The organism is Reichenbachiella sp. (assembly GCF_033344935.1).
Lineage (GTDB): Bacteria > Bacteroidota > Bacteroidia > Cytophagales > Cyclobacteriaceae > Reichenbachiella.
This window is the reverse complement of record NZ_JAWPMM010000001.1, coordinates 1,672,041-1,694,069: the sequence shown is the minus strand read 5'-3', so window position 1 is coordinate 1,694,069 and position 22,029 is coordinate 1,672,041. Positions and strand designations below refer to the sequence as shown.

Genomic DNA, 22,029 nt, shown 5'->3' with positions numbered 1-22,029 from the left:
AATGAAAAACGAGACCCAACAGATTAAAGAAAGAACAGCCGCCATGGAGGCTTACTTCAATGAGCCCAGGTTCAATGGTATCAAAAGATTGTATTCTCCAAGACAGGTCGTCGAGCAGCAAGGCACGATCCCGACCAGCTACACGGTGGCTCAGCAATCTGCAGCTGCGTTTTTCAAACGCTTACGCGAATTGCATCAAGAGAAAAAGCAAATTACGACGTTTGGCCCCTACACGCCTGGTCAGGCCGTGATGATGAAACGCGCCGGTATCGAAGGGATCTACCTGGGTGGCTGGGCCACATCCGCTAAAGGATCGGCTGATGAAGATCCGGGAGCAGATTTAGCCAGCTACCCACTCAGTCAGGTACCCAACGAAGCAGCGGGCATCGTACGAGCATTGATAGCTGCCGATCGCAATCAGCATTTTCAGCGGATGAAAATGTCGGAAGAACAGCGCAAAAGCACTAAGACGTTTGACTTTCGCCCATTCATCATTGCAGATGCTGACACCGGACACGGAGGAGATGCTCATGTAAGAAATCTGATTCGAAGATTTGTAGAAGCCGGCGTGACTGGCTACCACATCGAAGACCAAAAGCCTGGCACCAAAAAGTGCGGCCATCAGGGCGGAAAAGTACTGGTATCTAGCGACGAGCAAATCAAAAGAATCAACACCGCCAGATTACAACTCGACGTGATGGGTGTACCCGGCATTATCGTAGCACGTACCGACGCCGAAGCCGCTTCCTTGCTCGAAAATATTTCTGACGAAAGAGACCAGCCGTTCGTTTTGGGCGCCACTAATCTGAATGCGCCGTCTTACAAAAATGCCTTTTTGGCTTTGCAGCAATGCATCAGCGAATTGGGTGCTAGCCAGATCAAAGGACACGAATTGTATCAGGTAGGCGAAGAAGACAGAACTGCCGCCCGAGAATGGATACTGAACGCTCCTTTCGCTTCACTCCTGACTCAATTAAAAGACGAATTGATCAGTGATGATGCCAGTAGATTTGAGCCGGCTTATGATCAGATCTCTGCCGAATTTGTAAAATTCTGGGAAGCCGACGCCGGCGTAACCACCTTCCGCTGTGCAGTGGCCAATCACATCGAAGAATGCAGCAAAGAAGGGGAGGAATTCGGGATGTGCCATCAAGAGTGGCTACAGTTTGCCGCTACGGCTTCTTTGAGTCAGGCACGCAAAAAAGCAGATGAAATTGGTGCGCATGTAAAGTGGGACTGCGATCTGGCACGAACACCAGAAGGCTACTATCAGGCTAAAGGCGGCATACCGTTCGCCATAGCCAAATCATTGGCGGTTGCCCCGTATGCTGATTTATTATGGATGGAAACTAAGACAGCAGACTTGGAAGACGCACGTAAATTTGCTGAGGCCATTCACGAAGTGTATCCAGACAAAATGCTCGCCTACAATCTATCGCCTTCATTCAACTGGGATACCACAGGCATGACCGAGGAAGAAATGTCCAAATTCCCCTCCGAATTAGGGAAACTAGGTTTTGTGTTTAATTTCATTACCTATGGTGGTCACCAGATCGATGGGCTAGCTTCTGACGAATTTGCGAATTCACTACAGACCGAAGGTATGCTGGCGCTCGCACGCGTTCAGCGCAAACTGAGACTATTGGACTCTCCATACAAAACGCCGCAGTCACATGTAGGTGGGCCGAGATTGGACAGCGCCTTGGCGGCAAGCTCTGGCCGAACGGCTACTACCAAAGCCATGGGCAAAGGTTCGACACAGTTTCAGCACTTGAAGCAAACAGAGCTACCGACTACTCTACTCGATCAGTGGATTGCTGAGTGGTCCGAGTTTTACAAAATCAAGGATAAGATTCAAGTAAAACTGAGACCTCACAAACCGGGATCAACAGTGATGGAATTGTCTCTCGCAGTAGGAGAAGACAAAGTGGCCAATTTGGTATTCACTTCAGTGACGGACCGAAATAAGCGGCAGATATTGTCGATTAGAGATCAGAACATGTTCAGAGAGAATCTGAGACAAAAGCGCCTGATGACCTTGATGCATTTGTTCATCATCAACCGGTATCAGTGCGACACGGTGCATTACCTCACGCCGACGGACGACAACGCCAAACAGTGTGAAGCGATGTTGAAGATGGAGCTGTATGCGGCGTTTACTGACGAAATCGGGCAGATCATCGTAGCGGATATAGCTACAGATCAGGTACGAGCATATGTAAACATCGAAGGCCGAATCTCGAGACTCATTCATAAAGAACAACAAACTCAACTGGTAGATGCTTAAGGTCGCTACCGCATAATGATAGGATCGGCAAATTGTCGATCCTTTTTTGTTTCTCTAAGTTGTAATTAAGCGTGTATTTAAACGTTTATAAACGTATCTACACGTTTATAAACAACCCTACTGGTTTGAATTTCTTTTTATTTACACTTTACTATCTGGTGGTGAGTAAGACCTGAAGCCTTTCGGTTTCAACATAAAAACATGGTACACTAACTGGATAGCCCTATTTTAGAGTCAATTCAAACATGATAGAAAGAAGTGAAATATACTTTAGATCTTCGAGGTTGGTCAACATTAAAAATCAACTAGATTTGTGAAACAACCGCGTGACATATAGTGGATAACACACATTATGTTAGCCGGTTGTTAGATTGCATTCACAGCGAAGATGAAGATAACCTTGAACAAAGAAGCTGAAAAGGAGATTGCAAAACTCACATTCACTTCAACCCTAACTCTTAACCAACTCGCCAAGAAATACGGCTTATCTGCTGGCCGACTCTCAGCCTTAAAGAAGAACTTGGCAACTGAGCGAATTACAACTTCTGATTGGATTCTAGGAAGTCTTACATCTCAACCCAAATCAACGGTTCAACAAATTCAAGAGTACATTGATTTTAAGAATCGCGATCTAATATCAACTGACGAACTGAGGGAAACGCTCGAACTTCTCCATTCAAAAGGATTCGTTTATGAAGACGGAGATGACTGGAATTTGAGCGAACGAACTATTGAACTTTTCAACCACTCCGATGAGAGATTGGCTGGTGAACTCACACTGGCACATTTCAACCTGGAGGACATAAAAGCTGTATTCAACCCACCAACTGATGATCCCTTAATGTACAATGGATACGAACTGAACTCGGACAACTTTCAACATCTGAACGGAGCTGCTGAACTCCAATTCAACTTTGAAAAATATAGTTACTTCCTAGCCTGCAGACAGGGCGAAAACGCAATCTAACATTGTGTATGGACGCATGTGCGAACTGAGGGTTTTGCCAGTTTCAGTGAAACTTGACCGTGAATCTGCCGCTGAGGAAACTTCTGTGCTTTCTGCTAGACTCAGTTCGCAGGAGTTTTTATCTTATGAACGCACTGCCTCTTAGATACTTTGTGAGCACCGGCAGATTCACTATTTTAGTGCTATTAGCCAGTGGGGCGCACACAGCGCCATACACAGGCGTTAGCGAGAATCATTCACCACTATGAGACAAGGACTCCTAATTTTAATAGTACTCGTTGGGTGTTCAGGAAATAAGTCAAAACAGGCTACTAATATTGTCCATTCTGAACCTGAAATCCCATTATTGTCTCCTACTGAGGTTGGAATAGATACTGCGATATTAAATGATCTAACAAAAAAAATACGTTCCCAATTTTATCCAAATATCCATAGCCTACTTGTGATTAAGGACGGTTCATTAATTTACGAGAAGTATTTCTCAGGAAGTGATCAGAACTATGGAAATGATATTGGCATTGTACACCATACAGACACTACCCTTCATGATGTTCGGAGCATTTCCAAAAGTATTGTATCAGCGTGCATTGGCATTGCAATAGATCAAAAAATAATAAAAGGAGTAGATCAAAAGATAGCTGATTTTTTCCCTGAAATAGAATTTAATGAGGAAAAATCCCAATGGACAATTGAGCATTTCTTAACCATGACTACTGGTTTGGCTTGGAACGAAGATGTTCCTTATAACAATCCAGAAAACGATGAAATTCAAATGACCTACAGCGAGAATCCTGTAACATATGTATTGAGTAAACTATTAGATGATTCACCAGGAGTGAATTTTAACTACAATGGTGGAGCTACCCAGGTACTTGCGGAAATTATTGAACGTTCTTCAAACACTACATTAGATCGATTTGTGAATGAGCATTTATTTCTTCCACTTGGAATTGAAAAATTTGAATGGAATAAGTACTCTGCTTATAATGGTGCAGATGAATTTGCTGCTCCTTCGGGCTTAAGAATTACTTCAAGAGACTTACTAAAAATTGGATTACTCTATCGAAATAAAGGAAAATGGAACAATGAGCATGTTCTTTCTGCAGAGTGGGTCAATAAATCATTTACTCAAAAAGTAGCATTTCCGAGTGATGTCACTGAATTTAACGATGGATACGGCTATCAATTTTGGATGTGGCCTGATATAATCATAGGTAAGGACATAAGAATTGTAGCGGCAAACGGAAATGGAGACCAGAATATTTATTGGGATTTGGAGAATGATTTAATTGTTGTCACCACAGCGGGAAACTATAACAAATGGAATATTGAAAACGATACATATGCCATAATGAAAAACCATATTTACCCTGCAATTGGCAGAATTGGAATTAACTAAATCTCGCTAACATATGCTATGAATGAATGGGGTTTCATCGGTCAGGATATTTTCGTAGGGATTGGAAAGTCCGCCACAAGTTTTAAATTTAAATCAAGGCGTGGCTATGTGCGAGACGAGAGGTAGTGCTTTCTAATCCCCACTCATCATAGCTGTGCGTTAGGTGTAACCGATTCAAAATGGAAGCAATACTTAAGAATTTTAAAGAAACATTTCCTGATTTAAATATTGAAGCTCGAGATTACAACTATAGATGGGCTGATGGCAGCGAAGAGAGTGGTACAACTTACTACGTTACAGGATATTCAGGAAATCCTGACGTGCAATTATACTTTGAAACAAAAGAAGATGCACAGCGATTATTTGATCTCACACTAAAAGGAATTTTCATATTTCAGGATTTTTTAGCAATCAAATCTGATGGTGTAATCGAAGTTCTTCTTATACCAGTATCATTTAGATCATCTCGAATACCTACTGAGAATGAAGATGAATCACATACCCACTTTTTAGAAATTGGTATGAAATACTTCAATAACGACTTAAACATAGTGTTTGAGGCAGGACAGAATGAGGACAGTACACTCCCAAAGTTTATGGAATTTCTCCGTGGTGGAAAAAGGTTTTCTAGAAGGAGAGTGACGATTCTTAAAATTCATGGTTTTAAGAAACCTTCGGTGGAAGGACAAATGAATGATATTAGAAACATTCTTAACTCTGTGCTATTTGATGTCGAATTTACATACGAATTAGGATTTGAAACAATGAATATTGAGGGGCTTCTTCGTAGAGGTATAAGAAGAAGAAAAAGAGGTATTGAGTTACCAGAAAAGAAAATTGATCTCATCTATAAAAACTACATCCCTGAACTCATTCAGTATTTCCACACTGCTGAAAAGGTGGATTTCTTACCATTTAAGTTTATCACCTATTATCATATTATTGAATATTTCAGCGACAAAAGTGCTTATAAAATTGTGTCTGATGAAGTAAAAAAGCTTATGCTAAAACCTGATTTTCATGTTAAAACAGATCATTACATCAATCAAGCAATCAATATCTTTAAAAAAGAAAATGAAAAACACACGACTGATAAAATTAAAATAGAACGTGTCTTAAGACAATACATCAATAGAGAGGAGCTTCAAAGTGCATTGAATGAATACGAACTTATTGAACATTTCGAAAAGGACATTACTATTCAATGCAATAAACCTTTAACCCTTCCTGCTATTGACTTTGGTAAAGAAGGTAATTTTTATCAGAATTTAACAAAACGCGTGTATTCCTTAAGGTGTTCAATCGTTCACTCCAATCCAGATTTTGACGAAACTAAAGCTATTCCATTTATACCAACTCCAAAGAACATTGATATCTTGAGAGTAGAAATGGAAATGATAGCTGAAATAGCTCGAATGATAATATTATACTCGAAAGAATAAATACACCTAACACTCTGTATATTTCATGGCTGTTTAGTGGTTTTCGAGGCATTGGTTCTTCGTTGAAATCCCGTCAATCTGCAAGATTGACTAGCTTCGGAGGACAAATTTAGCAAGTCAATCTTGCAGATTGACTCCGTGGTAAACCGAAATTTCACTACCTTTAATTCAGCCACGAAAACATACAGTTGGCGTTATGTGTAAATATGACCTCATTGAGAGTAATCTTCACTGAACACGATGAATTCATCCCAATCTTTCGGTCCTTTAGAATGGTGGACTCAGAACTGTATCATGTAAAGCCAAAAAAAATCGCAGAAAACATAGTCTCCACCAACAATCTTCAAATCACTAGAGGGGATTCTTTCATAGATAAGGAAGAACTGAAATTTGGAATTTCTATACTCACGAACGAATCTCAAACAGTCCTTAATGAACCAACGTTAGCATTGTTTTTGAGGCTCATCAATAGCATCGAAACCTATTTAAAATACTGTTATGTTTTTTGTGCCACCAAAGAAAAGGATTTAAAAAAATTTCAAGATAAAGACTATGGAGACACGCAAATATTAATTGAGCAACAGTTCTTCTTTGACCTACTATCCAATTCTCGGCATCAAGAAAAAATTAATGATGGATTTCGTTTACACCACACCGATTTATTGTATAAAACCATTGAAGGCTTTATAATCTACGACTTTGACGAGCAAAGATTATTGGCTCTAGAAATAATTGCCATCTTCAAAAAACTATCTGATTCTCAAAAGATTCATTTGGTTGATGAATCTCACATGATAGATGCAATATTGAGCTTCATAGTCTTCACGAAACGTGAATGTTTTAGCTGGGAACAAGAATACAGAGTCGTTTTTATAAGACATGAGCAAAATAAATTTGAACTGCAAAGAGACGATAAGAATAAGAGCTATTACATAGACCTGTTTCTTTCTACGAAATCTTTATCAATACAAAACACATAACAAACACTATCATCCATAAGCAAACAGAGCTATTTGCAAAGGCTGGTGCGATGAGATACTTTAGTGGATATTTGAAAAGACCAGCTTACGGATGATAGTTGGTCGTTGTATGCCATTACAGTGCTCTCATGGAAGATTGAGTAAAAATCAATTTTGATGAACACATATAATGAAGAATGCTTCTTGTCATTCTTTTTTCACTGGCAAACTAATCCTTACCTCAAATTCATCGCCAACCATAAATGAGATCAGTGGTCCTTCTATGCCATAGTCTTCACGGTTGACCTTCATGATTCCCTCGAAAAGACCCATATTGCTTTGCTGCCTTGAAAAAGTAAAATTGATTTGATCTTTATTGGATACTCCATGCATAGTCAGCATGCCTTCGGCAACATAACCACCATCAGTTTTCTTAATTTCCTCGGATACAAAACCAACCTTTGTGTACTTCTCCACATCAAACCATGAGTCGCCCCTCGCATGTTTATTTTTTGTTTTATTACCTGTGGAGATCGTTGCAGGGTTAATTGAAACATTAAACTGAGATTGGTCAAGGTTGTCAGGGTCAAACTGAATGCTCCCTTCAAGACCCCTGAAAGAACCTTCCGCCCCAGTACCCGAAAATGTAATGGAATAGTCCTGGCGAATCTCCCATTGTGACTGGCCATATGTTACAGCACTTAGCAACAATACAAGTAAGCCAATGAGTATTTTCACCTTATTTTTCATAATCTTTTTCTTTAGTCCAATAAAAAGTTTTGGTCATGAAGAACTTTTTACCGGTAATTTTCAACTTGCCTTTTTCCTCAAGTACAATGGTTCCGTCCAATTCCATATTCCTTGCTGCCGAGTTGATAGTCCCTTTGTAGTCTTTTTCGTCCGAATCATATTCAAAATCGTAAATGACTTTATGACCAACAAATTCATTTTTGGCAGAAGATCGAATGATCCCTTCGTAGCTTCCATCAGAAAGTTGAGTGACCTCTATAGTCGATTGATCCATTTCTTCAGCATACCAAGTGCCACTTATATCCCCTTTCGTTTGGCCTGAGGCTTTTAGGGAAAGTAATGCGATAAGGATCCCAATACCGATGATGGTCGGTTTTTTCATTGTATTTTTCATTGTATTTTTCATTTTCAAGTCGTTTTTCGATAATTAATAATGGCCCAGGTATTAAATACCAGGGCAAAGCCTGTCATAATCACAAAATGTTTTGTTACGTGCTGAAATCCACTTCCTTTCATCACAATCATCCGCATGACATCAATGAAATAGGTGACCGGATTGAACTGCGCGATGACCCGTGCCCAACCTGGCATGCTTTCTATGGAGGTGAATAAGCCACTCATTAGCAGAAAAATCATCATCAGAAAAAAGGCTAACGACATGGCTTGTTGCTGCGTTTGAGAGTAGGTAGAAACCAGTAGCCCGATTCCCAAAACCGCAACCAGATAGAGCGCAAGGTATCCGTAAAGAAGACTTAAACTTCCTACCGCGACAATCCCATAGATAAGTCGGGCAACCAAGAAAAGTCCAAGCGTAAAAACAAAAATCCCTATAATCCAGAAAGGAATGAGCTTGCCTAAGATAAAGTGGTGCTTTTTGATTGGAGTCACATTGATCTGCTCTATCGTACCTACTTCTTTTTCTTTCACAATATTCAATGCACACATGTAAGCACCTACCATTGTAACAAGTACTACCAGTATTCCCGGGACCATAAAAAATTGATAATTCAGAAGTGGATTGAACCAATTGATTGCCTTCGCTTCAATGGTAGGACCATTGGAACGTCTACCTCTCTGGTACCATTCCATTCGTATTTCCTGATTGAAATCCCCTATGACCCTCGATAAGTATCCTCCTCCCACATTCGCCTTGGTACCGTTGATAGCGTTGATGGCAAGAAAAAGTTGTTCATGATTTTCTCTTATCAGGTTTCGCTCAAAATCCAGTGGGATCTCTAAGACCACATCCGCCTCATCTGATTCCAGGTAGTCAAAGCCTTGCCTCTCACTATTGATGTAATCAACAAGAATGAAATATCCTGAGGCAATGATCTTGTTGACTAAATCGATGGAGTACGTAGAGCGATCATGATCCACTATCACCACATTGATATTTTTGATTTCGAAATCTGCAGCAAGGGGTAAAATGGCCAACTGTATGATCGGCATAGCCAAAATCATTCGCAGTAAAGTCGGATTCCTAAAAATCTGCTTAAACTCCTTCTGAAGTAAAAATGACAATGTTTTCATGATAATCGAATTTTAAATTTCCGGATGCTGACAATGAGTAGAAAAACGGTCATTCCTGTCAAAATCAACGTTTCTTTCCAGATGGCAGAAAAACCGAGTCCTTTGATCATTACATCTTTAACTATGATGTAGTACCATTTGGAAGGGACTAGATTGGCAATAATCTGGAGAGGTATGGGCATGTTCTCCAACGGAAACAGGAAACCTGTAAACATCATTGTAGGCAGTAGCATCCCCATCAATGATATGAGCATCGCAGCTTGCTGCGACTCTGTAGAGTTTGAAATGAGCAACCCTAGTGAAAGAGCAGTCATGATCAAAAGTGTGCTCACCCCAAAAAGGAGAGCGATACTTCCATTTATTGGCATATCCAATAGATAAACGCTCAGCAAAAGTATGATTGACAGGTTGACGATGGAAAGCAATAAGTAAGGCACTGCTTTCGCTATGATGACCATGAAGGGATTGAATGGGGAGACCAGTAATATCTCCATGGTGCCATTCTCTTTTTCTTTTACGATGGACACTGAAGTCATCAAGACACAAATGAGCAATAGCACCAACGCCATGACTCCCGGCACAAAGTTGGTTGTCCCTTTCAACTCGGGGTTGTAGATGTTTCGGGTATCTATTAGAATATTTAAGTTGGGCTTTTCCGGTGAAATTTCCTGCAAATGATCTCTGATGATTGCGTTAGCATGGTTCACCAAGGTAGTAGCTGTGTTAGGATCGGTGGCATCCGCTATGAGCTGGACTGATGCCTTTCGTTCACTAATAAGATCTTTTTCAAAGTCGTGAGGAAAGACAAGCGCCATTTTTACTTTCCCGTACTTAAACTCCTCTTCAATTTCGGCAGTTCCCAAAATAGATTCTTCGATCATAAAGCTGCTACTCGCTCTGAATTTTTCAATGATCTGCTGTGTCGCTGCGTCTTTTGAATAATCCACCACAATAAGACTTGCATCTTTGATCTCATTGGTTAACGCAAATCCAAACAGCACAATCTGAACAATTGGCAAACCGAACAACAGCAGCAAGGTCTTCTCATCCCTGAAGACATGCTTAAACTCTTTTTTTATAAATGTGAAAAGTTGTTTCATCGCTATTCTCCTCGTTTTGCTCCACGAGCTAGTTCGTAAAAAACTTCATCCATCGATGCTGCTTTGTATTGCTTTTTCAGGTTGGAAGGTGTGTCCAATGCTTTGATATAGCCATCCACCATCATCGAGATCCGGTTGCAGTACTCTGCTTCATCCATGTAGTGGGTCGTGACAAAAACGGTAATGCCGCTATCGGATGCCTCATAGATTTGATCCCAAAACTGACGCCTGGTTACCGGGTCCACACCTCCGGTAGGTTCATCCAGAAAAACGATTTGTGGATGATGAAAAACAGCTACCGAAAAAGCTAATTTCTGCTTCCAGCCTAGCGGTAAATCTGCCACCAGTTTATCCTTCTGGTCTTCCAGACCAATACGCTTAAGTAATTGCCCCATTTGACTTTTGATATTCTTTCTGGAAAGCCCATAGATCCCCCCGAAAAAGCGAATGTTTTCCGTCACTGTGAGATCCTCATACAAGGAAAACTTCTGACTCATATAGCCAATGTTGGCTTTGATCTTTTCGGTTTGCTTATACACATCAAACCCTGCCACTTTTCCTTCGCCACTGCTTGGAACAGAAAGGCCACAAAGCATGCGCATGGCTGTTGTTTTTCCGGCTCCATTGGCTCCCAGGAATCCGAATATTTCTCCTTTTTTTACCTGAAATGTGATTTCATTGGCGGCCACAAAGTCTCCAAATCGCTTGGTGAGTTTATTCGTTTCGATGACAATTTCTTCAGTCATATTACATCAGGTTTATAAAGCAATCTTCGATGGTGGGTTTGATCGTCTTCATTTCTATGCCTTCTATGCCCAAGTCAGTAAGTACTTTCTTTGAATCCATCGCTTCATCGACCAAAGTGATATGATGGTATTCCCCAAACGCATTGGCACTTTTGACCGATACGTTAGCCCTAAGAGACCTAAGCAGGTCACTCATTTTTGGAGCTTTGACGGCAAATAAGTTGTTCGGAAACTGATTTACAATTTTTTCCGGAGTATCAATTGACAGGATTTCTCCATTTTGGATTAAGGCGATCCTTTCACAAAGGCTTGCTTCATCCATGTAAGGCGTGGACACCAGAATCGTAATGCCTTGTTGTTTCAGTCCCTTGAGCATCTCCCAAAATTCCTTCCTTGAAACAGCATCTACCCCAGTAGTGGGCTCATCTAGAAATAGCACGGTAGGTTTATGAATGAGTGCACAACAAAGTGCCAATTTCTGCTTCATTCCACCGGAGAGTTTCCCCGCCCTTCGCTTCTTGAAAGGTTCGATCTGGATATAGATATCCCTAATCAAATCGTAATTTTCTTCTAGTGTGGTATTGAAAATGGTAGCGAAGAAGTTGAGGTTTTCCTCCACTGAAAGATCCTGATAAAGGGAAAATTTACCAGGCATGTACCCTACTTGTTGCCTGATCTTTTTATAGTCTTTCACCACATCGCACCCATTGACCATTGCGGTTCCACGATCCGCAAGCAAGAGTGTGGTAAGAATCCGGAACAAGCTCGTTTTCCCAGCCCCATCGGGCCCAATAAGGCCGAAGAGTTCACCTTCCTCCACCTCAAAATTGATCTCATGCAAAGCCGGAGTTCCTTCCTTCACAAATGACTTGGTAATATGATCGATGATCACGTGTTTCATTTCTTCTTCATTTTTTTCATGGTTTTGGTGTTAGTAATTTGCCTCTGCCAATGATTGTCATAATTATTAAGCTCAATATTTGGGTTGAACAGCATGCTCAGAATGTCACTTCTCCATACATCCCAATTTTGTAGGATCCATCATTCTTCACCCGAACTTTCACGGCATAGACCTTATTGGCACGTTCATTCTTCGTTTGTACACTTTTGGGTGTAAACTCGGCCTTCTCACTGATCCAATAGATCGTACCACTGGTCTCACGGTAGCCACCACTTCCATCGTCCGTAAATACAGACACCTTCTCGTTTAACTTTACCTGTGAGAACTGGTCACCGGAGATGTACACTTTTAAGGTCAGCTCATTCAGATCGGCAATCCGGTAGAGTGGTTGACCAGCCCCAACCTGCTCGTAAGGCTCGGCATATACTGATAAAACCGTGCCTTGTATCGGATTAATGATTTTACTTTTAATGATTAGATCATCTACCTGTAGAACCTGAGCTTCCAATGGGCCAATCTCCTGATCCAGGCTATTGGTATTATTAACCAACGAGGTTCTAAGGCCTCTAATATTGCCATTGATCAGGTTGATTTGAGCTTCTACATCGTCCAGTTGTTTAGGTGTTGCTGCATCTGATTTGAGCAGGTTTTCAATTCGTTCTTTTTCCTTTTTAGCAGCTTTTAACTGTTCATTCAATGCTGCAAGTTGTGACGAGATGTCTGGCTTCCTACTTAAAACAGCTCTGACCTGAGCTTTAAGCTGTGCCTTTGATAGTGAAAGTTGCGTTGTGTCGACGTATCCTACATATTGGTTACGTGACAACTGTTGACCTTCATCGATTTTGAATGAGAGGATCTTTCCTGAAGCTTCAGCGGAGATGACAGTCTCATCAGCTTCAAAGGTTCCAGTGGCATCAAATTCATGTCCACCATCAGCGCATGAAGTCAGGTAAAAGATTCCTATCAATAGGAAAGTGGAAGTCGGATTCTTACGTATATGTGCCATTTTCATTTAGTTTCCAGATGTTAGTTTGTAATCGTTTTTAAGTTTCATAAGCTCTACCTGATGTAGTGTCAGGCTCTGTCGAGCTACGTCTGCATCAATCACTACAGTCTTATATTCAGAGGTTGTAATCACCCCGTTTTCTAATTGTCCTTTTGATGTGGCAACAATCTTGTCTCTGAGTGCTATTATTTCATTATCCTTTTCAATCAGTTCCTCAGCTTTTTTAATCTGAATATTCTGGTTAGAAAGGTTGAGGCGAGTGTTGAATAAGAAGGTTTCCTTCTCTGATTGTATTATTTCTTTATTAATTGAGAATAATTGCTTCTGTCCTTTGGTTGTGTAAAAATTGGAAAGGTTCCAGGAAAATCTTAATCCTCCTATATAGAAGGGTTCAAAATCATTGCTCAGAAAGTTTAGTGCCGGCCGACCATATCCACCTTGAAAAAATAGACTGAACTGCGGTAAATTGGTTTTGTTAAGTAGCTCACTTTGCAGTGCTATAGCCTGCATTTGGTAATCAAAAAGGACCAATTCCGGACGATTTATTTGCTGTTTAGAATCAATAATTGTGGTTGAATTCAAAACCGCACTGTTATCCAATTCCCGACCGATATAAAGCCCCAACATTTTTAAATACCCTTCCCTGGTTGCTTCCTGCTCAATGACACGTTGCTCTACATTCATTAATTGTGCCTTCAGCACATCCGCACTGCTTTTCAATGCCGTTCCGTATTTCACAGAGGCATCCACCTTTGAAAGGCCAGCTTGAAGGTCCTCCGTAGTTAATTCGCTTTGTTTCAGTTGCCCTTGAATCAACAACACTCCGAAAAATAGATCACTGACACGCTGTTTGATAGCGTAAAGTTTTGCTTCCAGGTCAGCTTCACTGATTGCACCCTCTGCTTGAATGATCTTTTTCTGTTGATTAATGACTGCCAAACCAGTCAAGGGTTGAACAACCTCACCATAAAGCTGATACTGATCTTTATTTAACTCAGGAACACCCATTCCTGCGCCTCCTGGGAAGGAAGTGACTTCTGATTGGTAACTCGCCTGGCCATTGATGCTCAATTGCGGCAACTTCCCTTTCTGGGCGTTGGAAAGGGTGTAGTCAGTAGACTGACTAATCAGGTCAAATTGAGCAATCTGCGGATAGTTTTGCTCAGCCATTATCAAGCAACTATCCAATGTTAGGGGCCACTGGCTCTGAGCTAAACACGCTTCCAAACTCAAAACGAGTAGAAAGATTACTGACCAATACCTGTTATTTAAAATAATCTTCATCGTCTGTTTTAAATATATGTTTTAAACATTTGTTTAATTTTTAGGCAAAAAAATTTACGTTAGCATCTGCATTATCCATTGAGGGATCAGTTGTTTTCGCTCTTCCATCATTTGGTTAAACTCTTTATTATCAATCCCAGTAACCATTCTTATCATTGGCTTGCCAATAAATGGGAATACGGTTAGACTCATCAAATTCATCATGATATGTATAGGATTTATCTCTTTGAGCTTTTCTTCACCCATACGCTCTACCAGTTGGTCATATATGTATAAGTCTTGCATTTTCCGACCCGCTATCACCTTTTGAAAAAATTCTTCTGGTCTTGATCTTAACTCGTTCAAAATGAAATTTGGAATGTCTGGATTCGACTTAATTCGGTTGATGTATTTAGTCGCGATCAATTCAAACTTTTCTTCCAAACTAGTTTCTTTATCCTGAAAAATACTGAAGATGCTTTTCATGAATACAGACATGACCTCCATCATGATCTTGTTGAACAGCATTTCCTTACTTCTGAAATAATAGTTTACCAACGCAAGATTAATCCCCGCTTTATCGGCAATATCCCGTGTCTTGGTAGCTGCATATCCCTTTTGCGTAAATATGGTGCGAGCTGCCTCTACTATCTTTTCTTCTGCTGATGAATCTGGATTCATTTTATACACTTTGAAGCAAATATAGAATTTTAAACGAACGATTTAAACAAATGTTTAATTAATTTTAAAATCAGTTAGAATACCATCTTGAATTACAAAAAACAGCATACAACAGACGATATAGCATATGCCTCTATTTAGCCATATGAAACTGTTCTGCAAATCCTATACTTTAGCAAGTATTAAATATGTCCAGAGGCACATGCCATATCTGGACGTAACCACAACCTCTTCACTCAAATCCACTAGCTTTAACCCAATGAAATACCTTTATCGATTCACTGCTTCTTTACTACTTCTTGCATTCCTCTTCGCCTGTAAGCGTAATACCAATGACCTAATCAAGGTTCATGAGGTTGCTCCTTGGTGTATAATAGATTTTGATTCTTTGGATAGGACACCGCAACAGCGAATAGCCATGCTAAAGCAAATGGGGTTTACCAAGTATGGCTTTAATAAGGGAAAAGGAGACCTGAGCAAAATGAAGGCTGAATTCAATCTGGCTAAAGAAAATAATATTGAGATCATCTCGGTTTTTCTATGGTTAAATGCCGAAAGAGACAGCATAGGCCAATTGAGTCCAATGAACCAAGAAATACTCAATAATCTAGCTGAAATAGAAAGCAAGCCCACTATTTGGTTGAGTTTCAGTGATAACTTCTTTAAAGAGCTGAATCAAAAGCAATCCATAGCGTTGTCTATTGAAATGATTAAGTATATCAAAATAAAAGCTGATGAAGTGGGTTGTCAATTAGCCCTTTACAATCACCATGGTTGGTTTGGGGATCCTTATAATCAAGTTGAAATTTTGAAAAAACTGAACCAAGACTCTATCACCATGGTTTACAATTTTCATCATGCGCATGAGTATGTAGATGAGTTTTCTGAAATTGTAAAAATGATTAAGCCATATTTATCACATGTCAATTTGAATGGAGTAAATAAGAATGGGCCTCAAATCTTGGCTATCGGTCAAGGTGACCATGAATTCGAAATGATTAGACAGCTATTAGATCAAGGGTACCATGGACCATGGGGTATCTTGGGGCATATTAAAACCGAAGACGTACAAAAAGTATTACAACGAAATATTGACGGATTAAATCTGTTTAATTCCAAATACAATCTAGAAGCTCTTAATTAAATACGATTACACCCGATTTTAGGAATATTCCATCGACACCCCTCTCAAAATTGCAACTCATTATGCTTTTCAGTAAATGACATAAATTTACCCCAATGAAATACATCGATTCATTCACCAATGCGTTTCTCGGTACCGTCGATTGGACCTGGAAGTCCATTCTTTTCGAGGTGCCCTGGTACACCAATTACTTTTGGGGACTCATCGTAATTTCTTTGGTAGTGTGGGGATTGGAAATTGTATTTCCCTGGCGAAAGGACCAACCCATCATACGAAAGGACTTTTGGCTGGATGGGTTCTATATGTTTTTCAACTTTTTCGTCTTCTCTATAGCCATTAGTGGCATTTACCAGATGCTCAATCTGTTATTTTCAGATATGGGTATCACCTCAAAAAGTCTGGCTCTTATAGAGATTGCTGACTGGCCGATGTGGTCGCAATTGCTCGTGTTTTTTATCGTCCTGGATTTTGTACAGTGGTTCACCCACGTCTTACTTCACCGATATCCCTTTTTATGGAACTTTCATAAAGTTCACCACAGTGTGAAAGAGATGGGTTTTGCCGCACACCTCCGCTATCACTGGATGGAAAATATTCTATACAAACCATTGAAAACTTTTGGGGTGATGATTTTGGGAGGTTTTGAGCCAGAGCAAGCCTACATTGTGCATTTTATGGCGATTGCCATTGGCCACCTCAATCATGCCAATGTCAAAATTACCTGGGGGCCCTTCAAGTATCTATTCAACAATCCGGTGATGCACTTATATCATCACGCCTTTCACTTACCAGCAGGCAAATACGGCGTCAATTATGGGATCAGTTTGAGTCTATGGGATTATCTATTCAAAACGAATTACATCCCCGAGGAGAGCGGCACGATTGAGTTAGGATTTGAGGGAGATGACAAATTTCCACAAGATTTTATCGGTCAGAATACCTACGGGTTCAAAAAAGACCAGGCTGGATTAGATTAATTTATTAATTGCTTTCATTTCTTCACCTGTTGGATATATAATTGCCCACTTAATATACCAGTGAATAAAATCGACTACTATGTTTGAATCAATTGGCAACTTCTTTAAAGGTCTATTCGAAAAAGAACCAGAAGAATATATCGCTAAAATCTCTAAAGAAAATCAAATCGAGCTTTACAAAACTTTGAAGCTTGCTGAAGAGGTAAAAGAAGAGCAAAAACGCCAGGCCATTTTAGCTGAAAAGCGTGCAAAGAAGGAAGCTGAAATTGCCAGAAAAAAGGCTGAGAAACAAGCTAAAATCGATGCGAAGATAGCTGCTAAAAAAGCCGCAGAAGAGGCGAAAGCCGCTGCCAAAGCTGCTAAGCAAGCTGAAAAAGAGGCCAAGAGAAAAAAGGCCGCCTAATCGAACACTATGATTGGGCTAGAAACCGAACGGCTCACATTTAGACAATGGCAAAAATCTGATTTTAAAGCTATTGCTGATTTTTTCTCCATTGCGGATAATGCCCGATACGTTGGCGGTGTAAAAACTCCGGAAGAGGCCTGGCGACTCATGGCTACCTACATCGGTCACTATACCTTGTTTGGCTATTCTTACCTGGCTGTTGAGACGAAAGACTCCCAACAACTCATTGGTACCGTAGGCCTATGGAATTCAGAAGTTTGGCCAGAGCCAGAACTCGGCTATTGGCTACTTCCGGAAGCACAAGGAAAAGGTTACGGCGTGGAAGCAGGACTCACTATGAAGCAATTTGCTTTGAAGGAGCTTAATCTCAACTCACTGGTGAGCTATATAGATGAAGCAAACGAACCATCCAAAAAACTGGCCCTGGCACTAGGAGCAAAACTCGATGGCACTGTAGATCTGCTTGACTTCGGTCTACACGAAGTCTATAGGTATAAATAATACCTTATCTCTTTAATTTTCATTATCTTGTAGAAATCGCTCACTTTTTAAATTGAGGAGATCATGAAAATCAGAACCACTTCAAGTGCACCAAAATCGAAGGAAATCGCTGACCTACTTAATTCTAAATTATCTAAAGGCTCGGCTAGATTGTTTGGATTTGATTGCTACAAAACCATATTGGTTAAAAAGTCACCATTTGTAGGCGTACAAATTACCAGACGTAAGCAAGAATTAATCATTGAAGGCTCCTTACCATCTGTCTTCACCTCTATTTTATCCAGTTTTTTGATGCTTGAAGGTTTTCTTTATCTGTTTGAAATTATTTTTCATAATCAATGGAAGAATTTAGAAACGGAAGTTGCTACCGTATTATCAAATCAATATAAGTAGGCCAACAGTTGAACATCCGAAAAGCTAATCTCAGGGACTACGACGCCGTTTGGAATATTTTCTCTGCCGTCATCCGTACTGGCGATACTTATGTGTTCGACCCAGAAACACCAGTCGAGGATTTGCAAAAACATTGGTTTGCCAACTATATGGATACTTTCGTGATAGAAGACGAAGGAAAAGTTCTAGGCACCTACATCGTCAAACCCAATCAGCCTGATCTGGGTAGTCATATCGCCAATGCCAGCTATATGATACATCCCGATGCGCAGGGCAAAGGAATCGGTAAGCTCCTTTGTCAGCACTCACTCGATTTCGCCAAATCAGCCGGTTATCACGCCATTCAATTCAATATCGTCGTCAGTACGAATCAAGCAGCCGTTGAACTTTGGAAGAAATTCGGTTTCGAAATTATCGGAACCACACCCGATGGTTTTCGCCACCAAACACTTGGATTGGTGGACACCCACATCATGTACAAAAAGCTCTAACCCCTTCTTCAAAGCGACTAGAAGTCCATTTTGGTATTTTTCAATCATTTTTTCTCAAAAATAGAAATATATAAATTATTATTGCATTTTATAATATCTCAAAACCAGAATAATATATGAAAGGCTACTTAGGAGAATTCGAAGAATTGGTCTTGCTTACCATTGCTCATCTAGGCAGTGAAGCTTACGGACTTGGTGTACTTAGAAACATCAACGAGCGCACCAATCGCAACCTAAGTATAGGTTCTTTACATTCCACGCTCACTCGACTGGAGGAAAAGGGATACTTGACCTCCTATAAAGGAGAGCCTACCAAAGAACGCGGCGGTAAAAGAAAGCGGTACTTCCAGCTGACCAACTCGGCAAGATCCGTTTTGCTTGAGATGAAATCACTCAGAGACGAGCTGTGGAAAAGCGCTCAAACAGAACTCTCGCTATGAACCGCAAACAAGGTATCCAGGCACCAAAATGGCCAAAGAGATTATTGCAATGGTGGTCCGAAAAGGCCGACATTGAAGATCTCGTTGGTGATCTCGACGAATATTTCGAATACCATGTAGAAGAAAAAGGTATTTTCAGTGCGCAACTCATTTACCTCAAAGAAGCCTTTGCACTAATCTTCTCTTATGCGCTTAGGAAGCGTAAAAGGTCCGCTTCCTATTCTATTTTTTATAACTCAAACTCAATATCCATGTTCAACAATTATTTCAAAATTGCGATACGCAATTTTTCTAAACACAAATTTTTCACGACCATCAACGTCGTAGGGCTTGCTCTGGGGATGTCCATCAGTTTGCTCGTACTCTCGCTCACTTATGCCATTTATAAATCCGACGAGTGGCAAGCAAATAAGGATCGAATCTATCAGATCAACACTTTCATAGGTGATGAAAGCAAAACAAAAACCTATGGTTCTACTTTCCACGCCGTAGGTGATCATCTGAAGGACAATTACCCATTTATCGCTGAAGTAGTCAAAATTAAGGATGGCTTCGACCCTACCGTAAAAAGACAGGCAGGAGAAATGGAATTTCATGGCCACTTTGCCAGTGCATCTTTTTTTCAGGTTTTTAGCTATCCACTCATCAGCGGCAATCCAAAAACAGCGCTCTCCAAACCCTATAGCATAGTTCTCACCGAATCAACAGCAAATGAACTCTTCAGAGATGAAGATCCAATAGATAAAGTACTAGAGACAGAATTGGGTTCATTTACGGTCACGGGAGTGATGGCTGATTTACGCCAAACTCATCTATTTTTTCAAGTATTGGCTTCTTATGAGACGTTCGAAGAAATTCAAGAATCCAACGACCTCAAATCTGATTGGACAAACTTTCGAAACAATTATGTGTACGCAATGCTGAAACCCGAAACAGGACAAGAGACCTTAACAAATTCATTGGAACAGGTTTCAGCAGTTGCCACTGAGTTTCATCAGAATCAGACTATTGAGTTAGAATCTGTTGTGCTAACAGAAGCGGTTCCACGTTGGAATATCAGTAATGCCATTGGTATTGGTTGGGACCAGCCTTCTCTTATATTTTTCATGTCTATTGGGCTCTTGATCTTGTTGCCTGCCATCTTCAACTATACCAACCTCTCTATCGCCAGAGCATTAAAACGCGGAAAAGAAATCGGCATTAGAAAAGTGGTGGGAGCCGAGAAGTTTCAAATCAAGTCTCAATTCATAATAGAAACTATCCTACTGGCTTTGCTTTCATTGGTCATTTCCTTCTTCATTTTTGATCGAATACAAAAAGAGTTTTTAGATATCCTGGGGTCGTCACAAGTACTAGATACCTCTCTCAATTTGGGACTTATCAGTATATTCATCCTTTTTGCGGTAGTCATTGGTGCGCTGGCCGGTATATTTCCAGCGACCTACTTTTCACGCCTCAACCCAGTCCATACACTCAAAGGAGGACTGCAGAGCAAATCCGTACACGTCTCACACATTAAGAAAGGACTATTGGTCTTTCAATTCTTTCTGTCTTTAGTATTTATAATCGGTGTTTGTACCATCACACGTGAATATGCCTATGTATTGAATTCCAACCATGGCTTTAATTCTAACCATATTGTTTCCATTCCTTTTCAGAAGATTGATAAGCAATTGGTTATCAATGAATTGAAAAGTCACCCAGATGTAAAAGCTATTTCGACCACCTCTCACCTTCCCGGCATACTGCTACCCAGTTGGGTTGAAGCTACACCGAACGATATAGACACGCTCGACATAAAGCAAGTTTTTATCGGCGACAACTATATTGAACAGATGGATATGAAGCTGCTATGGGGAGAAGATAAAAGGCTAAATCTGTCTAATAAGAATCAAGAGATGGTGCTTGTAAATGAAACATTTATGAAATCTGTTTCGGTTTTTGATGTTCAGCAAGATTCACTCACGTTTACCTTGGAGGATGGCATCCGCTGTAGAATCGCTGGGGTATTGGAGGACTTTAATTTCGAACCGTTGGATCAATTGATTAGACCACAAGTATTCAGATATTCTGTAGACAACAGCAGCTATGCTTTGCTCACCATCAATTCTACGGACATTACTCAAACGCTTTTAGACTTAGATTATCTCTGGTCTAGCATAGATCAAGAAGCTCATTTTGAGCCTGCCTTTTTGGATGATAAAATAGAAGAGGCGTACTACTTTTTAAGAATTCAAATCAAATTCTTCAGTTTCCTCAGTGCTTTTGCTATTAGTATTTCCTGTCTTGGGCTTTTAGGCATGGTGTCCTATACCACTGAGAACAAAACAAAAGAAATCGCGATTAGAAAAATCATGGGGGCATCGAGCTCAAGCCTTTACTTTCTCTTGACCAAGGATTTTATCAGCTTGATTTTAATTTCTTCCATGATTGCCATTCCGTTTTCTTACGTCTTCTATGACAAGCTTTTTCTATACTTTTTATTGAGATATGGCAATGGACTTGGTGTCCTTGAGGTGATTGTTAGTATCGCATTCCTTTTCTCAGTAGGATTTGCCTCCATTTATTGGCAAACTAGAAAAGTGGCGCATGCCAACCCCGCCAATAACTTAAGGTATGAATGATTTGTAGGCAGGGATGTGCTTG

22 protein-coding genes are annotated in these 22,029 nt (G+C 40.3%); 13 read left to right on the top strand and 9 right to left on the bottom strand.

The genetic code is table 11. The features are described from left to right. The first annotated feature begins 1 nt into the window (after position 1). From R8N23_RS07320 to R8N23_RS07300, 5 genes are all read left to right on the top strand, one after another. Entirely contained in the window at positions 2–2,287 is a 2,286-nt protein-coding gene (locus tag R8N23_RS07320; RefSeq protein ID WP_318170925.1) for an isocitrate lyase family protein, read from the top strand. A gap of 388 nt (positions 2,288–2,675) precedes the next feature. After that, positions 2,676–3,254 (top strand): hypothetical protein, encoded by a 579-nt coding sequence (locus R8N23_RS07315; RefSeq protein ID WP_318170924.1) that lies wholly within the window; start codon positions 2,676–2,678, stop codon positions 3,252–3,254. 244 nt (positions 3,255–3,498) lie between these two features. Beyond that, positions 3,499–4,653 carry a serine hydrolase gene (locus R8N23_RS07310; protein WP_318170923.1) on the top strand — a complete coding sequence of 385 codons (1,155 nt, stop codon included), beginning with the start codon at positions 3,499–3,501 and terminating at the stop codon, positions 4,651–4,653. A 179-nt stretch (positions 4,654–4,832) separates the two neighbouring features. Continuing rightward, positions 4,833–6,095: a hypothetical protein gene (locus R8N23_RS07305; RefSeq protein WP_318170922.1), complete on the top strand. Its 1,263-nt coding sequence runs from the start codon at positions 4,833–4,835 to the stop codon at positions 6,093–6,095. Positions 6,096–6,301: 206 nt separating this feature from the next. After that, positions 6,302–7,075: a hypothetical protein gene (locus R8N23_RS07300; protein WP_318170921.1), complete on the top strand. Its 774-nt coding sequence runs from the start codon at positions 6,302–6,304 to the stop codon at positions 7,073–7,075. A gap of 186 nt (positions 7,076–7,261) precedes the next feature. On the opposite strand, the gene R8N23_RS07295 is transcribed toward R8N23_RS07300, so the two are convergent. The 9 genes from R8N23_RS07295 to R8N23_RS07255 all read right to left on the bottom strand — a co-directional run bounded on the left by R8N23_RS07295 (position 7,262) and on the right by R8N23_RS07255 (position 15,031). Next, entirely contained in the window at positions 7,262–7,804 is a 543-nt protein-coding gene (locus tag R8N23_RS07295; protein WP_318170920.1) for a YceI family protein, read from the bottom strand. Further along, on the bottom strand, positions 7,794–8,210 hold the full coding sequence (locus tag R8N23_RS07290) for a DUF2147 domain-containing protein (RefSeq protein ID WP_318170919.1): 417 nt from the start codon (positions 8,208–8,210) through the stop codon (positions 7,794–7,796). Before R8N23_RS07290 ends, R8N23_RS07295 begins: the two co-directional genes overlap by 11 nt. A gap of 2 nt (positions 8,211–8,212) precedes the next feature. Further along, positions 8,213–9,334, bottom strand: coding sequence for an ABC transporter permease (locus R8N23_RS07285; RefSeq protein ID WP_318170918.1), 1,122 nt, complete (start codon positions 9,332–9,334; stop codon positions 8,213–8,215). Further along, the gene (locus R8N23_RS07280) at positions 9,331–10,434 is read right to left on the bottom strand and encodes an ABC transporter permease (protein WP_318170917.1); all 1,104 of its coding nucleotides are present in this window, start codon (positions 10,432–10,434) and stop codon (positions 9,331–9,333) included. The genes R8N23_RS07285 and R8N23_RS07280 overlap by 4 nt, the downstream gene beginning before the upstream one ends. A gap of 2 nt (positions 10,435–10,436) precedes the next feature. Next, complete coding sequence (locus R8N23_RS07275) at positions 10,437–11,180, bottom strand: ABC transporter ATP-binding protein (RefSeq protein WP_318170916.1); 744 nt, start codon at positions 11,178–11,180, stop codon at positions 10,437–10,439. 1 nt (position 11,181) lies between these two features. Beyond that, positions 11,182–12,081, bottom strand: coding sequence for an ABC transporter ATP-binding protein (locus R8N23_RS07270; protein WP_318170915.1), 900 nt, complete (start codon positions 12,079–12,081; stop codon positions 11,182–11,184). 97 nt (positions 12,082–12,178) lie between these two features. Continuing rightward, complete coding sequence (locus tag R8N23_RS07265) at positions 12,179–13,087, bottom strand: HlyD family secretion protein (protein WP_318170913.1); 909 nt, start codon at positions 13,085–13,087, stop codon at positions 12,179–12,181. Positions 13,088–13,093: 6 nt separating this feature from the next. Next, a complete protein-coding gene (locus tag R8N23_RS07260; RefSeq protein ID WP_318170912.1) occupies positions 13,094–14,371 on the bottom strand; it encodes a TolC family protein in 1,278 nt (425 codons plus the stop codon). Between the two features lie 54 nt (positions 14,372–14,425). After that, positions 14,426–15,031: a TetR/AcrR family transcriptional regulator gene (locus R8N23_RS07255; protein WP_318170911.1), complete on the bottom strand. Its 606-nt coding sequence runs from the start codon at positions 15,029–15,031 to the stop codon at positions 14,426–14,428. A gap of 259 nt (positions 15,032–15,290) precedes the next feature. Between R8N23_RS07255 and R8N23_RS07250 the strand changes: the two genes are divergently transcribed. The 8 genes from R8N23_RS07250 (at position 15,291) to R8N23_RS07215 (ending at position 22,007) form a co-directional block, all read left to right on the top strand. After that, the gene (locus R8N23_RS07250) at positions 15,291–16,175 is read left to right on the top strand and encodes a sugar phosphate isomerase/epimerase family protein (RefSeq protein ID WP_318170910.1); all 885 of its coding nucleotides are present in this window, start codon (positions 15,291–15,293) and stop codon (positions 16,173–16,175) included. Positions 16,176–16,270: 95 nt separating this feature from the next. Beyond that, complete coding sequence (locus tag R8N23_RS07245; protein WP_318170909.1) at positions 16,271–17,152, top strand: sterol desaturase family protein; 882 nt, start codon at positions 16,271–16,273, stop codon at positions 17,150–17,152. 79 nt (positions 17,153–17,231) lie between these two features. Then, on the top strand, positions 17,232–17,555 hold the full coding sequence (locus tag R8N23_RS07240) for a hypothetical protein (RefSeq protein ID WP_318170908.1): 324 nt from the start codon (positions 17,232–17,234) through the stop codon (positions 17,553–17,555). A gap of 9 nt (positions 17,556–17,564) precedes the next feature. Further along, positions 17,565–18,059: a GNAT family N-acetyltransferase gene (locus R8N23_RS07235; protein ID WP_318170907.1), complete on the top strand. Its 495-nt coding sequence runs from the start codon at positions 17,565–17,567 to the stop codon at positions 18,057–18,059. A gap of 63 nt (positions 18,060–18,122) precedes the next feature. Continuing rightward, positions 18,123–18,452: a hypothetical protein gene (locus tag R8N23_RS07230; protein ID WP_318170906.1), complete on the top strand. Its 330-nt coding sequence runs from the start codon at positions 18,123–18,125 to the stop codon at positions 18,450–18,452. A gap of 8 nt (positions 18,453–18,460) precedes the next feature. After that, positions 18,461–18,943, top strand: a complete 483-nt coding sequence (locus R8N23_RS07225; RefSeq protein ID WP_318170905.1) for a GNAT family N-acetyltransferase — start codon at positions 18,461–18,463, stop codon at positions 18,941–18,943. A 116-nt stretch (positions 18,944–19,059) separates the two neighbouring features. After that, the gene (locus R8N23_RS07220; RefSeq protein WP_318170904.1) at positions 19,060–19,383 is read left to right on the top strand and encodes a PadR family transcriptional regulator; all 324 of its coding nucleotides are present in this window, start codon (positions 19,060–19,062) and stop codon (positions 19,381–19,383) included. Continuing rightward, entirely contained in the window at positions 19,380–22,007 is a 2,628-nt protein-coding gene (locus R8N23_RS07215; RefSeq protein WP_318170903.1) for an ABC transporter permease, read from the top strand. The genes R8N23_RS07220 and R8N23_RS07215 overlap by 4 nt, the downstream gene beginning before the upstream one ends. Positions 22,008–22,029 lie beyond the last annotated feature (22 nt).